This is a genomic window from Criblamydia sequanensis CRIB-18 (assembly GCF_000750955.1).
GTDB lineage: Bacteria > Chlamydiota > Chlamydiia > Chlamydiales > Criblamydiaceae > Criblamydia > Criblamydia sequanensis.
In genome coordinates, this window is the sequence record NZ_CCEJ010000010.1 from 16137 (window position 1) to 30093 (window position 13957).

Below are 13957 nucleotides of genomic sequence, written 5' to 3' on the forward strand. Positions count from 1 at the left end.
CTTGACTTTTCTATACCTTACTTTAGACAGTCAATTCTACTTTTTTTGATTCATCGTTTGCTTTTTTGAAAGCCCGATTAATCAAATTACATATAAACCACACTATCATTGTTATAGCCAAGATTATTCCCCATTCCCTTGAGTTTAATGGCACAGTTTTAAACACGCTCTGCAGAAAAGGAGTATAAACAATGAATAACTGCAAGAGAAAGGATAATGCCATTGCCGAAATGATGAAAGGATTTGAAAAAATGCCTAGGTTGTAGGGCGATCTTATGATTTGCACTGCTACAAGCTCTAATACAACAAGGGTTGTAAACGCCATCGTTTGAGCAAGTTCTCCGCTTTCCTGCATGCCTAAATAACAAGCTAATAAAGTCCCGAAGGCTATGACTAGGCTGATCAAAAACAAATGACATCCTTGTTTGAAAGAAATGATAGGGTCTGAAGGTTTTCGAGGAGTGCGTTTCATGGCGATTGGATCGATAGGATCAGCCACAAGCGCCATGGCAGGTAATCCATCCGAAGCTAAATTTATCCATAGAATTTGCAAAGCTGAAAGAGGAACAAATGGATTGCCGGCAAAATCTGTAAAACCGATTAGCATCCCTAGAAAAACTACAATGATCTCTGCAATATTTGATGAAGCCAGGTAGCAGACAAATTTAGTAATATTATCATAAATTCCACGTCCTTCTTCGACAGCATTCACAATAGAGGCAAAATTATCGTCGGTAATGACCATATCTGCTGCTTCTTTTGTTACGTCGGTTCCTGTCATGCCCATGGCAATACCAATATCAGCTTCTTTAAGGGCCGGAGCGTCATTGACACCATCACCTGTCATCGCTACAATCTCTCCAAGAGACTTCCAAGCTCGAACAATTCTTAACTTATGCAACGCTGATATTCTTGCATAAATAGCCACCTTTTTTAAGGATTTTTTCAGGTGATGATCATCCATTTGATCCAACTCAGCCCCTGTCAAAATAATGGAATCTCTATCCAATAAGTTAAGCTCTTTTCCTACTGCAGTAGCGGTTGCTTTATGATCCCCTGTAATCATTACTGCCGTAATGCCTGCATTTTCACAAGTTTCGATGGATTTCTTAACCTCAGGTCTTGGCGGATCCATCATCGCTATAAGTCCTACCAAAATCAGTTTATCCTCTAGTAAATGATTAATTTTAGCCTCTTTTGGAATAGGACGATACCCAAGAGCTAGCACTCTAAGGGCCTGACTTGAAAGATAAGTATTTGCATCGACAATATTTTTTTTACGTTCTTTATTAAGAGATTCGATTTTACCATTAATGAGGATAGCGTCTGCATGTTCTAATATAGTTTCGACCGCGCCTTTAATAAAGAGAACTAATCCCTCACTTGTTTGCCGAACCATGCTCATTCTTTTTCTTTCAGAGTCAAAAGGAACTTCTGATATGAGAGGGTTTTCAGATTCCAAATCCTTTTTAAATAAATTTGCCTTTCCTGCCACTACAAGAAGTGCCCCTTCCGTGGGGTCCCCTGTAATATTCCAACTTTTTATAGGATCCTGCGTTTCATGCAAGCCGGCACTATTGCATAAAGCTCCAATTTTAAGTGCTAAAAGGAGCTCAGGACTATTTTTAGGATCGGCTATGATATGATTAATTTCAAAATGCCCATCAGGATTGTAACCAATTCCGGTTACATCAATAAAAGTATTATTTACCCAAATCGAGCGGACAGTCATCTCATTTTGGGTAAGTGTTCCTGTTTTATCCGTGCAAATAACTGTCGCACATCCCAAAGTTTCGACAGAAGGGAGATGACGCACTAGCGCACCGCGCTTTGCCATATTATGAACACCGATGGATAAAGCAATCGTTACTATAGCCGGAAGACCTTCAGGAATAGCAGCAACAGCGAGGCTTATAGAAATAAGAAAATTTTCTATTAAGGGAGTTCCTCTCAAATATCCGAGAGCGAAAACAAGAGAAACAATACCAAGGCAAAGCCAAACAAGGCGAAGCCCTAATTCATGCAAGCGCTTTTGAAGAGGGGTCTTGTCATCATTGCCCTGTTGCAAAAGAGAGGCTATTTTGCCAAGTTCTGTCTGAATACCGGTTTCTGTGACGATCATATAACCCTTTCCGCTCAAAGCAACCGTACCTAAGAACCCCATGTTCTTCTTATCGCCTAAAGATAAACTCTGTCCTTTCAAAGCCTCTGCTGTTTTATGTATGGGTATGGATTCACCTGTTAGAGCAGCTTCCTGAGTTGACAGTCCAAAAGTTTGGATGAATCTTCCATCAGCCGGGATATGATCGCCAGCTTCTACTAAAATGAGATCACCGGGAACTATTTCTCTTGCCGAAATTTTTCTTAATTTTCCATCCCGAATAACCTTAGAAGAAGAAACTATCATTTTGCGTAAAGCTGTCAGGGACTTCTCAGCCCTATACTCCTGATAGAATCCAAGCAGGCCATTAAGAACAACAATTGTAAAAATCGCAAAAGCATCTATCCACTCTTTTAAAGCTCCGGCAATAAGGGCTGCAACTATCAAAATCCATACGATAAGACTGGAAAACTGAAGAAAAAATAAATGCAATAACGACTTTTTTTGTGTTGCAAGCAGTTGATTATGACCAAATTCTTGCAATCGTTTTTTAGCTTCACTTTGAGTTAATCCATGATTTAAATCGGTTGCAAGATCGAGACTTACCTCCTGCTGAGGTTTAAGCCACCAATTTTTGAGTATGCGCTTTTTTTTGTATGTCATTAATTGTGAAGCCCTAACCGTTACCACCTACCCGTATGCGGAGAGAAAATAATTTTAAGTAAGCCACTTTTTTCGCATTTAGAGGCTACTTTTTTTTAGCACAATCAAATGGATTTGAAAATAAATTTAGCAAGGTTTGTTCCCCTTGCGAAATGCTTATTTTTTTTAAAAGGATGCTTAAAACACCCTCTCCTCCTATTGCTTTTAAATGAATATTTTCTTAACAAGGAAGTTAAAAGCTAGGTGCGCATGAAAAATTGCAAATTTACCATTATGTTATTTATAATTAGCAGCTTACTGTTTATTAGCGCTGCTCAGGCTCCCCAACTTGCCGAGCCTGAAATTTCTCAATTTGTGGATTTGTTTGTAAAAAAATGGAATCAGCATGATCCAAGAGAATTGATAGAATTATGGGCCGAAAATGGTGATCTAATGAATCCGGCGGGAGAATGGGAAAAAGGAAGAGCTAATGTTTTAAAAAATCTTATTAAAGAACATCGTGGCCTACTCTACGAAAGTCAGATGAAGCAAGAAATAACAAATATTCTTGTTCTTAGTCCGACCATGGCTTGGGTGGATGCAAAAGTAAGCTTGAATGTTCCCGGCATTGCGTCCGGTTTAGACCATCATATCGTGTATTTATTAGTTAAACAAAATAATCAGTGGAAAATCTTAGCGGTGCGCCCCTATCAATTTCTTGATCTTAATCTAGGCCGCTTTGAATGACTCCATTCTTTAACCGCTGATTTGCTTCCAAATCTTGCTTCCTCACTTATTTGAAGGGCGAAAGCTAAGATTTACAAATTCAACGATATCCAAGTGGTTTAAATTTCTAAAACAGCAGACCCTTCAAGTGTACCCGTTTTGATAGCTATAAGCGCTTGATTAGCATTCTCCAGGGCAAAAGGAGTGACTGTTATTTTTAATTCAAGTCTGTCAATTAGATGCATAAAATCGGTTCCATCCAGACGAGTCAAATTAGCCACAGAAGACATAGAACGTTCTCCCCAAAGAAGAGCATATGGAAATGATGGAATATCGCTCATGTGAATGCCGGCACTAATGACTTTCCCTCCTTTTTTTATTGCCTTAAGCGCCTCTGGATAGAGGGCTCCAACAGGCGCAAAAATTAAAGCGGCATCAAGGGCAATTGGCGGCAGTTGATCTGAACCCCCGGTCCATTTGGCCCCGAGTGATCGAGCAAAGGCTTGTGTTTTTTCATCCCCGGGACGTGTAAAAACATACACGTCACGATTTAAGGCATTTGCAACTTGAATCAAAAGGTGAGCCGCCGACCCAAATCCGTAAAACCCGATTGTTTTAACCGGCCCGGCTAACCGAAAAGCTCGATAGCCGATAAGGCCTGCGCAAAGAAGGGGAGCTGTATGAAGATCATCATAAACATGAGGCAATGCTAAAACAAAATCTTCATGTGCAGTACAATAATCTGCAAATCCTCCATCTTGCAAGTATCCGGTATATATCGCTTTATCGCAAAGATTCTCTCTATCTGAAAGACAGAATTCGCAAAGGTGGCAAGATCCCCCTAACCAAGGAATTCCGACTCTCTCGCCAATTTTATGCTTTGAGACATTTTCTCCAAGCTTATCGATAATTCCAACGACTTGATGGCCCGGGATGAGAGGCAATTTAGGATGGGGAAGTTCACCATCAACAATATGCAGATCCGTGCGGCAAACCCCGCAAGCTTTTACTTTAATTAAAACTTCATAAGGCTTTGGAATTGGGCAAGGAAGGTCTTTTAATAGTAACGGTTGACCAACTTCCTCTAATACCATGGCTCTCATGCATTACCTATCGTTTATTTATTTCTCGGGTGAATGGGGTGAAGCCCATAAAAAGTTAGATAGTCCCATGAGTTCCTTCCCACATACCTTGTTAATGAAGCATTAATACAATTAATGTAAATATTAAGACAATTGTTCTAGAAATAAGAACCTTATTTATCATGAACCTAGGCGTATTTACCGAACAACTTTTCCAATTTATGTTTGCGATACTCAAAAATTGCTTCAATCTCCTTTCTCACCTTAAAGGCAATCAAAATTCTTCCCAAGAGACTCAACAATAGACTTCTTTTAAAACTCGCTTTGCTTCAAAGAATAGGCTGGTTTTGTGTAAATTTTTTTATAAATTTTGAAAGTATAGGATAACTTAGGAATGAAAAATTCAGGAAAAAGGTTGCCAAAAACAGCTATTTTAACAATCGAAAGGAGTTTCGAAAGAAGTTTAATAGTTGATAGTGAACAGTATTAAGAATTACTACCTCATTTGTTATTCTATAACCGATGCAATTCGTATTTCTAATCTGACTCTATCGTTATAAAATATTTACTTTCATGTGCCTTTATGCTTATATCACTTATTCAGCTTATAAGGATATGCGGAGTCATTCATGACCTTTTTGAAACTTTACTGCGTCTCTCTCATAGTTTTTTTTATAATCGACCTTGTTTGGTTAGGCATTATTGCCAAAAATCTTTATAGGGATCAGATAGGTTTCCTGATGTCAGACAAAGTCAAGTGGCTTCCGGCTTTGATATTCTATTTCCTATATATCGCAGGTCTTGTCTTTTTTGCCATACTACCGGCGGTAAAGGAAGAGAACTGGGTTGCAGCATTAACATACGGTGGATTTTTTGGTCTTGTGTGCTATGCGACGTATGATTTAACCAATCTTGCGACACTAAAAGGTTGGCCTATAAAAATTGCCATCTATGATCTTCTATGGGGAGCTTTCATTTCGGGAGTTACAAGCCTCATTACTTTTTGGATAGGCTCTCATTGGAAAAATTACTTCAGTTAAACCTAAAATTTAGCCTAGAGTATTATCCTGCGATCGTGAAAGAAGCCTTTAAAGAACCGAATAAAATTTCGAAAGAAGTCTAATGAAGAAAATTATCTGACCGTATTTGCTTCCAATTATTTAGATCCGCCTTTAGATCCAACCTATTCAGGCTCCAATGTAGGCATATATCTATTATTGAGAAGAATTACAGGCAATTCCGGGTTAAAATACGAGGACCATAGGCTCAAGTTCGAGCTTGTCCTGATGAGCAGATCGCATCTGGAAAGTAAGCAAGCGTCTATTAAAGCTTCTTCTCCAACCGTATAATTATTTTTATTTGCAAAATGAACGCCAGCGCTGCCGCTATGTGATCGGACGGCATCGAGGGCAACGACATTAGAATATCTGCTCTTTGCATGTTCTAAAAATTCGATCTCATCGGTTGCAATAAAAAGAAGGCATGGTTTTTCTAAGGGTATGTGCTTCTCAACTTCTTTAAAAACTTTCTCATAGGCTATTCTTGGCGCTTCTTTTACTTTATCGGTTCCCCTGTAGTGAATGCCGATTGTGTAGTAATCAAGAAAATAGCGGCAAATAAACGTATCAATTTTTTCTTGGATCTCGGGCTTTATATGAATGTATTTATTAATTAATTGAGAGGCGATGTCTCTTGGAATCAATCTTCTTTGCTCCCAGGCTTTGTAATACTGCTCTTGGGTTGGATAAGCTAGGTGTGAATCTCTTTTTTCTCCCGCATAAACAGGCTCAAAATAATAAGTCCACCAATTTAAGCCTCGAGCCGGGTCATAGTAAAGGCCATATTTATCAAAATCGACAGTAAGCCCGGAAACTTTTGGAAGCTGCCCTGTTTCAAACATGTATAGCTGTCCGAGCACTTGATTTGCAGCTGCAAACATTCCTAACCCTGGATTTTTGTCCAATCTAATTACACGAAATTCATTAGCGTATAAACAAGAGCTAAAGAGAAAAATATATAATAGAATTCTACATAGCATCGTAATTATACCTTTTTAAGATATCTGAAAGCTCTATTTTAATCCTGTCTAAGGATCCATCGTCATAACAGCCATTATGCTTTAAAGGCTTTCCTTGAGGGGGATATTTGGCAAGGGCTCGATCTATATCTTCTTGATCAAAAGAGAACCCGGCAATTTGTAAAATATGATTGAGATAGATTTCAGGGTTCGCCAAGAGATCTTCATAGCGTATGATTTGAACCCCCGGCTGGAGCTCCCAGAATTCATAAAATTTTCTCCAGCCGTGGATGAATTCATTCAGACTTTTTTTGTCTATCTTGTCTTCTTTTCCCCCTCTATAAACATAAAAAGAATAAAAGGAATCAATGGGGTGTCTTATTAAGCAAATTGCAGACTTTGGGGTTGGATTAATTTTTGTTTTTGGTTTTAAAAAAGGATAATGTGTTTTTATAAGGACCGGATCATCCAGGGTTGGGTATCTGCAATGGCCTTCGTAGCCATGATCTGTACAGTAAGCCCCCCATGGGAAAACATTTTGAAGATGCGGAAAATTTCTGTCTCGATAAACTGAACTTGTCGCAATATGGGTCGCTTCTTCAACCAAAAATCGCACCCAATGATTACCGGATCTTGGAAAAGATGCCAGATAGACGGTATTCCATTCCTCTGCAAAAATTAGAGATTGAGCTAAGCAAAAAATAAAAATTAATCGATACATGAAGTTCCTTAAGTTTGTGTTGATTCCCAACTGAAACGCGACTATCCAAATTTGGAATAATCTACGCTTTGAAATGTTTGTAAAGAGGGTAATCAGAATTTAAAGTAAATTTTGCATATATTTAACAAAAAAATTTTTACCACAGGACATTAATTTTTCCCCATTAAAACTTCTGTAATTTCCAAAAGCTCTTCTATTTCTTAAATGATCAGCTTTACCAACTGTTTGATTAGACTTCTTTCGAAAGTCGCTTTGATTGGAAGAATGGGCTGGTTTTATGCAAATTTTTTGATAAATTTTGAATGCATAGGATAACCTATGCATGAAAAATTTAGGAAAAAAGATGCCAAAAACAGCTATTTAAACATTGAATGGAGTTTGAAAGAAGTCTATTAATCCCTAAAGTGATTTTAGGGGCTATTCAATTATTTAAAACGCTTATAAAAATCCGTTGCAGCCAAAGGTATAGATAAGACCAAGTCCTATCGAGTTGTTATAGAAATGAGAGCCGCCTTGGTGGTATTTGTATTCCAAAGTAAGCTTCGTATTGCAGAAGAGAGGGTAGACAATCCCTGTCATCACTTGCCAAGAAAATTGGTGCCACTTTTGGTTAAAAATGACAAGAGAATTTGAGGAATGCATTTCTGAAAAATCATAGCCTATCCCTGCTCCAATAAAGGAATGGATATTCCAGCATACAAAGTTCCAGCAAGGCAAATTGCATATAAGATTGGCCATATACGAGGAAGTCTGAAAATGCCCATGATGAGAAGAACCTTGTCCTACAAACTCTATTTTAGATAGGCTATTTCTCCTAAATGCATATTCACCTTCCAAGATCAAGCCGTTGCAGAAACGATAGCCCAAAGAACCCGCAAGAATATGTCCCGCATTATATTTAGCTCTAGTGTCACTGATCTCAGTACTTTGCAGAAAGTTAACACCCCCGAAAAGCTTTGCATATACATTCGTTTTATCAAAACAAAAATTTCCTAGAAAAAAGCAAGAGGGCAACTCGCAACATTCTTGAGCTTGTAACCTAGCCGTCAATACAACTAGGAGCGATATTACAAGTAGCTGAATTTTTTTTATCATATCGATAACTCATTCATATTATTAATGTTTTAAGGCGCGTTTTATAATTTCGCTACTACGTAATCCGATCATCATAGCCGCAGCTGCCGTATTGATATCTGGTATCACAGGACAGATGGAATTATCGGCTACAAAAACGTTCCTTGTGCCATAGACACGAGTCTCTCCATCTACCACCCCACCTTCACTTAGAGGAGCCATTTTACAGTGGGATGTAAAATGGTGGACATCTAATGAAAGGTTAGTGTTATTTCTCACATACTGCTCAACTACAGCGTCATTATAACCCGAAAGGATAACGAGGTTTATCGGGTCTGTTGGAATGGGTTGGTAGTAAGGGGGATCAATAGGCGCTAATTGCGTTAACATATCGCGGATATAGACCTTGACCGCGTTCTTCATATCTTCGAGATCAGGGGGACTTTGATAAAAACCATCGTCGGCTGCAGCTATTTGAAAGGAGTTGTCACTTTGAATATTGACGCTGCCCTCGCTCACCGGATTTAATAACTCAAATCCCATGGCGATGACTGCAGGCGTCTGTCCTGTCGCAGGTATGTATTCAAACAAAATTTGCAGCATGCGCGGGTCGCTTGCGCTTCCTCCTACTACCGGCAAGTAAACATTATGAATGGTAAAAGCATAAGGGGCTCCCGGAGGCACCCCATTGGTATTTGGATTTGCAAGCAACGTAACAAACATGAGAGGATGGTTTTGGAGATGCTTTCCTACGTTTTCGTTAATAAAAACAGGTTTTATCCCTGCATTGTCTAAAACAGCTGCCGGCCCGATTCCGGAAAGCTGCAGCAACTTGCTGCTATTGATGCCGCTTGCCAAGACCACCGCTTTTTTCGCGCGTGCTTCAAAGCACTGTCCATCTTTTACATAAATTACTTTTTTGGCCACTCCATGCCTGTTAAATACTATTTTTACTGCCACAGCGTCGAAGAGAAGAAACAGTTTGTGACCGTTAACTCCTTGACCTCCCGGAGTCATGACCGTGCCATTTAAATAAGCGGTTGCGCTGCTAGCTCGCTCGGTGCCTGAGGGGTCAATAAACCACTGGGCGCGAGGGTCTATGCAATTCTCTACGCTTGGGTCATTATAATCTTGAACAGTTGGAATCCCGGGAAAGGCTGCTTGAGATGCAGGCAAAAGTACATTAGCAGTTATTTGCGACACAGTAGGGGTCTGCAACACACTAAGAGCGCCGTTTGTCCCCCTTGCGTCGGGAGTGGTGGTTAATCCTTGGTAATTCTCAAGAGCTTTAAAAGTTGCCAAAATATTATCAAGGCTCCAGTTGCTGCTGCCTGAAACTGATTCCCATCGCGAATAGACGGCATCCGAGCCGCGGCCATAGTATAAACCGTTAATCGAAGCGCCGCCGCCTAATCCCAATCCTGTCGTCCAGTCACTTGTTCGGCCATTGATTCCAGGCATTGGCAGGGTTTGATTCCAACCGGGCCAGAAATACTGGGGCTTTCCGGTTCCGGCTAACAAGAATGCCGGAAGACCTACAGCTTTAATGGCCGGATCATTTGTTATATTGGGTCCCCCTTCAATTCCCAAAACCGAATACTGGCCGTTTTTTGATAACTGGTGCATCAAAACACAACCTGACGCTCCCCCGCCAATAACTATGATATCCGCTTCTAGTTTGTCCGCCGACATTTGGCATCTATAAGGAGGATTGTGATTGCCAAAAAGGTTGGCACAAGCTGTTGCTAAAGTGAGGATAAAAAATTTAAGTTTCATAGCTCATTCCTTCGAAGGCATGTTGTCACAAGTCAAAGTAAAATTTAGTCATCACCATATTTGAAAGAGTTAAATATTTGCCAATTAAAAAGTTTTAGAAAATAATGCAGCTTCCAAATTTTGAAAAGATTTAGACAGGAGCTTTAAACTTGATTGCCGAATGGATTTTAAAAAAACGTTAATGATAAAAAATAAATCCTTTTAACATTTTAAAATCTTCTTTAGAACTGCTTATTACAGTAAAGTCATGCGTAAATGGGGATGGATTCATGGCAAAAATTTTAGTTACCGGAGCGAATGGGTTTGTGGCAAAAAGGCTAATCGTTGATCTTTTGAATCAAGGTCATCAGATTTTCGCTATGTGCCGCATTAAAGGCACTCAAGCTTTTGCTGAAGACAGGCCTAATCTTCAATATATTTGGGGGGACTTAAGGAATCCTGAAACTCTAAAAATGATTCCTGAAGATATCGAAGCCGCCTATTACCTTGTCCATTCCATGTCCGATATTGTCAACAATCTAGTCGATACAGAAATGGAGGTTGTGGAGCAGTTTCTAAACGGAGTTAAACGCACTAGAATCAAGCAAATTATTTATTTGGGAGGGATTATTAATGATGAAAAGAAATTATCCCCTCACCTTAAGTCGCGATTATTGGTAGAAAATTCTCTTAAAGAAAGCGGCATTCCTTGCACGGTTTTAAGAGCAAGTATCATTATCGGGGCAGGCAGCGCCTCTTTTGAAATCATAAGGGACTTATGTGAAAAGCTGCCGTTAATGGTCGCCCCGAAGTGGGTAAATTCGCGCTGTCAGCCAATCGCCATCGGGGATGTTTTATTTTACCTTTCTTATGTACTGCTAAATGAAAAATGCTTTAATAAAACTTTTGACATTGGAGGCCCGGAAGTTTTGACTTTTGAAGAGGTATTGCTTAGATACGCAAAATTTAGAAATCTTAAAAGATGGATAATAAAAGTCCCGGTCCTCACTCCCCGCCTGTCCAGTTATTGGCTCGTTTTCATTACCTCTGTTCGCTATTCTCTTTGTTCCTACTTGGTAGAAAGCATGAAAACGAACTCTGTCGTCCAAAGGGATGAAATTAAAAAAATTGCTCCACATGATTGCTTGACTTATAAAGAAGCCCTTGAATTAGCCTTTCAAAAGATTTCACAAAATGAGGTGGTTTCCAGTTGGATGGACTCATGGGATATTCGAGGAACGGATCCAAACATTGAGAATTATATCCAAGTTCCAAGCGAAGGGTGCTTAAAAGATGAGAGAAGAGTCTTAATTCAGGATTCAAAAGCCTCTGCTATAGATAGAATATGGAGGATTGGCGGAAGCTCCGGCTATTATGCTTTGAATTGGGCTTGGCATTTAAGAGGTTTATTTGATCAAATGATTGGAGGAATTGGTTTAAATAGAGGAAGAAGACATGCTTCTGAAATTCAAGTTGGGGATTCTATCGATTTTTGGCGAGTGATTCACTCTGATAAAGACAAAGGAGATCTCATACTTTATGCTGAAATGAAACTTCCGGGAGAAGCTTGGCTTCAGTTTAAAATTGAACCAAAAAATCATGAGTGGTTCCTTGTTCAAACAGCGACTTTTCGGCCTAAAGGAATTCTAGGCAGGCTCTATTGGTATGCCCTAACTCCTTTTCATTTCGTTATTTTTCGGAAAATGGCGGAGGCTTTAGCCGGTAAAAAAATTAAACTTAAACTACTGTGATAAATTTAAGCTTTTTATAATTTTTTTAAGATTAATGCCTTTTCCAAGGACTGGTTTAAAGATATCGCCATTACTTTTAATTCTCTCCATGGCATTTTTTATAGTATATTTCTCCGGTTTTAGTCCTTTTTTAACCTCATCCCAATGCAACGGCATAGATACGGGGGCAAAAGGTCTAGGCCTTATAGAATAGGGGGCCGCCAAAGTGGCTTTCGGTCTATTTTGCAAGAAATCCACATAAATTTTTCCTTGCCTTTTGATACTATATCTCTCAATGCTTGTGATTTTTGGAACTTCTTGATGAACAAGTGCGGCTATCGCCCTCCCAAAACCTTGGCATTCTTCGTAAGTATATTTAGCTCCCATAGGGATATAAATATGAACCCCGGTTGCGCCTGAAGTTTTAAAGTAGCCTTCAATCTTTAAACTATCAAGCACTTGTTTGACCATCAAAGCCACCTCTATAACCTCTTTAAAAGAATTTTTTTCAGAAGGGTCTATGTCAATAATGCACCAAGTGGGGTAATCCGGATGCTTAACAGTGCTATTCCAAGGGTTCATTTCGATAGATCCCAAATTTGCCATCCATAACAAATCCGCCTCATCCTTAACCACTAAAAAGTTTTTGTCTTCCCCTAAGCTTGTGCGATAGGGAAATTGTTGTATCCAAAAAGGAGCTGATTTTGTCACATCTTTTTGATAAAAGCTTAACCCATTGATGCCATTTGGAAAACGATTTAGAGATTGAGGCCGGTCTTTCAAATAAGGTAAAATGGTGGACGCTATTTGATAATAATAATTGAGAAGATCTCGTTTTGTATAACCATTATCCGGCCAAAAGATCTTTTTTAAATGATTAAATTTTAATTCATGACCCTGAATTATTTTCACCTGCGTGTCTTCAAAAGGATTCAATAAAGTTTTTCTTTCTCTATTTTTTTCCGCTTTAATTTTAATCACCGGTTTTTTTGACGCTTTTGGACTAGTTATTGACAGCTCCTCATGGACTTCATGAGCGTTCTTATCGAGTCGAATTCCTTTGAAAGAAGGATGTCTCATAATACCCTCTCGACTTAATCCAATATAGCTTACTTCGCAAACAAGCTTTGGCTTAAGCCAAATAGCTTCAGAGGGTTTGGGATTCGGGTTAAAGCGAGTGGGTTTGCTAATTTCAGGCTCAAATGAAAATGGGCATTTTTTGATTTTCAACTTGTTAAATTTTTCTAAGAGGTCCTTTTGAACTTTCTTGTTAAAGCCGGTTCCTATCTTTCCCATAAATTGGAGAGCGCCATTTTTGTACACGCCAACCAATAAGGCGCTAAAAAGCTTAGGGGTATTTTGATTTTTTGTATAACCTCCAATAACCACTTCGTGTCTTTTTTGCACTTTTAATTTAAGCCATAGCGGACTTCTAACTCCGGAAAGGTAAACGCTGTCCGCATTTTTTGCGATCGCTCCTTCTAATTGCATATTTTTAGCGGCGTCTAAAAAATCTTCCGGATCAGCATCAAAGCTTTGACTTATTCTAAGAGCTGGATTATTGAACTTAAGCTGATTTAATATCTCTTTTCTTTGACTTAAAGGAAGTTCTGCAAGTTCGTTTCCTTTTAACCATAGGACATCAAAAACATAGTAAATAATTTCTCCATCGGCTTCGCTTCGCCAATTTTGCAAACTCTCGAAATCGGCTATTCCATTTTCGTTTACGACAACAATTTCTCCATCTAAAACTGCATCTAAGTTTGAATTCTGCAAGGCTTCAACGATTGGATAAAATTTTTCATTAAAGGATTTATTATTTCGGGAGATAAGGTCTACTTTATTTTTATCGCAAAAAGCTAAAGCCCTATAGCCATCCCATTTTATTTCATAAAGCCATTTTCCTTGAGTTGGCGGGGAATCAGCAAGAGTTGCCAACATGGGACGCAAACTTTTAAAGAATTTGTTTTTTTTAATTTTCAACTCTATTTCCAATTTCAATGTTCTAAAAGTGGCTTGTCATCACGATATATCGATTAAAACATGAATTCCAAGGTAATGTATGCAGAATACCTAATACCTAAAATATTTTTTGAGTAAAATTAAAAT

10 protein-coding genes are annotated in these 13957 nt (G+C 38.9%); 3 read left to right on the plus strand and 7 right to left on the minus strand.

The annotated features are described in order from the left end of the window. Positions 1–22: 22 nt before the first annotated feature. Complete coding sequence (locus CSEC_RS10265) at positions 23–2764, minus strand: cation-translocating P-type ATPase (protein ID WP_041018390.1); 2742 nt, start codon at positions 2762–2764, stop codon at positions 23–25. Between the two features lie 249 nt (positions 2765–3013). On the opposite strand from CSEC_RS10265, the gene CSEC_RS10270 reads away from it, so the two are divergent. Next, positions 3014–3490 carry a YybH family protein gene (locus tag CSEC_RS10270; RefSeq protein ID WP_041018391.1) on the plus strand — a complete coding sequence of 159 codons (477 nt, stop codon included), beginning with the start codon at positions 3014–3016 and terminating at the stop codon, positions 3488–3490. A 98-nt stretch (positions 3491–3588) separates the two neighbouring features. Here the strand turns inward: CSEC_RS10270 and CSEC_RS10275 are convergent, their stop codons facing one another. After that, the gene (locus CSEC_RS10275) at positions 3589–4572 is read right to left on the minus strand and encodes a zinc-dependent alcohol dehydrogenase family protein (protein ID WP_041018392.1); all 984 of its coding nucleotides are present in this window, start codon (positions 4570–4572) and stop codon (positions 3589–3591) included. A 608-nt stretch (positions 4573–5180) separates the two neighbouring features. On the opposite strand from CSEC_RS10275, the gene CSEC_RS10280 reads away from it, so the two are divergent. After that, on the plus strand, positions 5181–5591 hold the full coding sequence (locus tag CSEC_RS10280; protein WP_041018393.1) for a DUF2177 family protein: 411 nt from the start codon (positions 5181–5183) through the stop codon (positions 5589–5591). A 143-nt stretch (positions 5592–5734) separates the two neighbouring features. Here the strand turns inward: CSEC_RS10280 and CSEC_RS10285 are convergent, their stop codons facing one another. The 4 genes from CSEC_RS10285 to CSEC_RS10305 all read right to left on the minus strand — a co-directional run bounded on the left by CSEC_RS10285 (position 5735) and on the right by CSEC_RS10305 (position 10139). Then, on the minus strand, positions 5735–6490 hold the full coding sequence (locus tag CSEC_RS10285) for a nodulation protein NodZ (RefSeq protein WP_041018394.1): 756 nt from the start codon (positions 6488–6490) through the stop codon (positions 5735–5737). 88 nt (positions 6491–6578) lie between these two features. Continuing rightward, a complete protein-coding gene (locus CSEC_RS10290) occupies positions 6579–7289 on the minus strand; it encodes a sulfotransferase domain-containing protein (protein WP_041018395.1) in 711 nt (236 codons plus the stop codon). Between the two features lie 438 nt (positions 7290–7727). Then, complete coding sequence (locus CSEC_RS10300) at positions 7728–8384, minus strand: outer membrane protein (protein ID WP_041018397.1); 657 nt, start codon at positions 8382–8384, stop codon at positions 7728–7730. A gap of 21 nt (positions 8385–8405) precedes the next feature. Next, entirely contained in the window at positions 8406–10139 is a 1734-nt protein-coding gene (locus CSEC_RS10305; protein WP_041018398.1) for a GMC family oxidoreductase, read from the minus strand. A gap of 269 nt (positions 10140–10408) precedes the next feature. On the opposite strand from CSEC_RS10305, the gene CSEC_RS10310 reads away from it, so the two are divergent. Further along, a complete protein-coding gene (locus CSEC_RS10310) occupies positions 10409–11869 on the plus strand; it encodes an SDR family oxidoreductase (protein ID WP_041018399.1) in 1461 nt (486 codons plus the stop codon). Here the strand turns inward: CSEC_RS10310 and ligD are convergent. Continuing rightward, positions 11861–13789, minus strand: a complete 1929-nt coding sequence (gene ligD, locus CSEC_RS10315) for a DNA ligase D (protein WP_041018400.1) — start codon at positions 13787–13789, stop codon at positions 11861–11863. The genes CSEC_RS10310 and ligD overlap by 9 nt on opposite strands. Between the last annotated feature and the right edge of the window lie 168 nt (positions 13790–13957).

Coding starts and splice junctions, on each gene's coding strand:
- CSEC_RS10265 (WP_041018390.1), bottom strand. CDS start 2,764: ATGACATACAAAAAAAAGCGCATACTCAAAAATTGGTGGCTTAAACCT.
- CSEC_RS10270 (WP_041018391.1), top strand. CDS start 3,014: ATGAAAAATTGCAAATTTACCATTATGTTATTTATAATTAGCAGCTTA.
- CSEC_RS10275 (WP_041018392.1), bottom strand. CDS start 4,572: ATGAGAGCCATGGTATTAGAGGAAGTTGGTCAACCGTTACTATTAAAA.
- CSEC_RS10280 (WP_041018393.1), top strand. CDS start 5,181: ATGACCTTTTTGAAACTTTACTGCGTCTCTCTCATAGTTTTTTTTATA.
- CSEC_RS10285 (WP_041018394.1), bottom strand. CDS start 6,490: ATGTTTGCAGCTGCAAATCAAGTGCTCGGACAGCTATACATGTTTGAA.
- CSEC_RS10290 (WP_041018395.1), bottom strand. CDS start 7,289: ATGTATCGATTAATTTTTATTTTTTGCTTAGCTCAATCTCTAATTTTT.
- CSEC_RS10300 (WP_041018397.1), bottom strand. CDS start 8,384: ATGATAAAAAAAATTCAGCTACTTGTAATATCGCTCCTAGTTGTATTG.
- CSEC_RS10305 (WP_041018398.1), bottom strand. CDS start 10,139: ATGAAACTTAAATTTTTTATCCTCACTTTAGCAACAGCTTGTGCCAAC.
- CSEC_RS10310 (WP_041018399.1), top strand. CDS start 10,409: ATGGCAAAAATTTTAGTTACCGGAGCGAATGGGTTTGTGGCAAAAAGG.
- ligD (WP_041018400.1), bottom strand. CDS start 13,789: ATGTTGGCAACTCTTGCTGATTCCCCGCCAACTCAAGGAAAATGGCTT.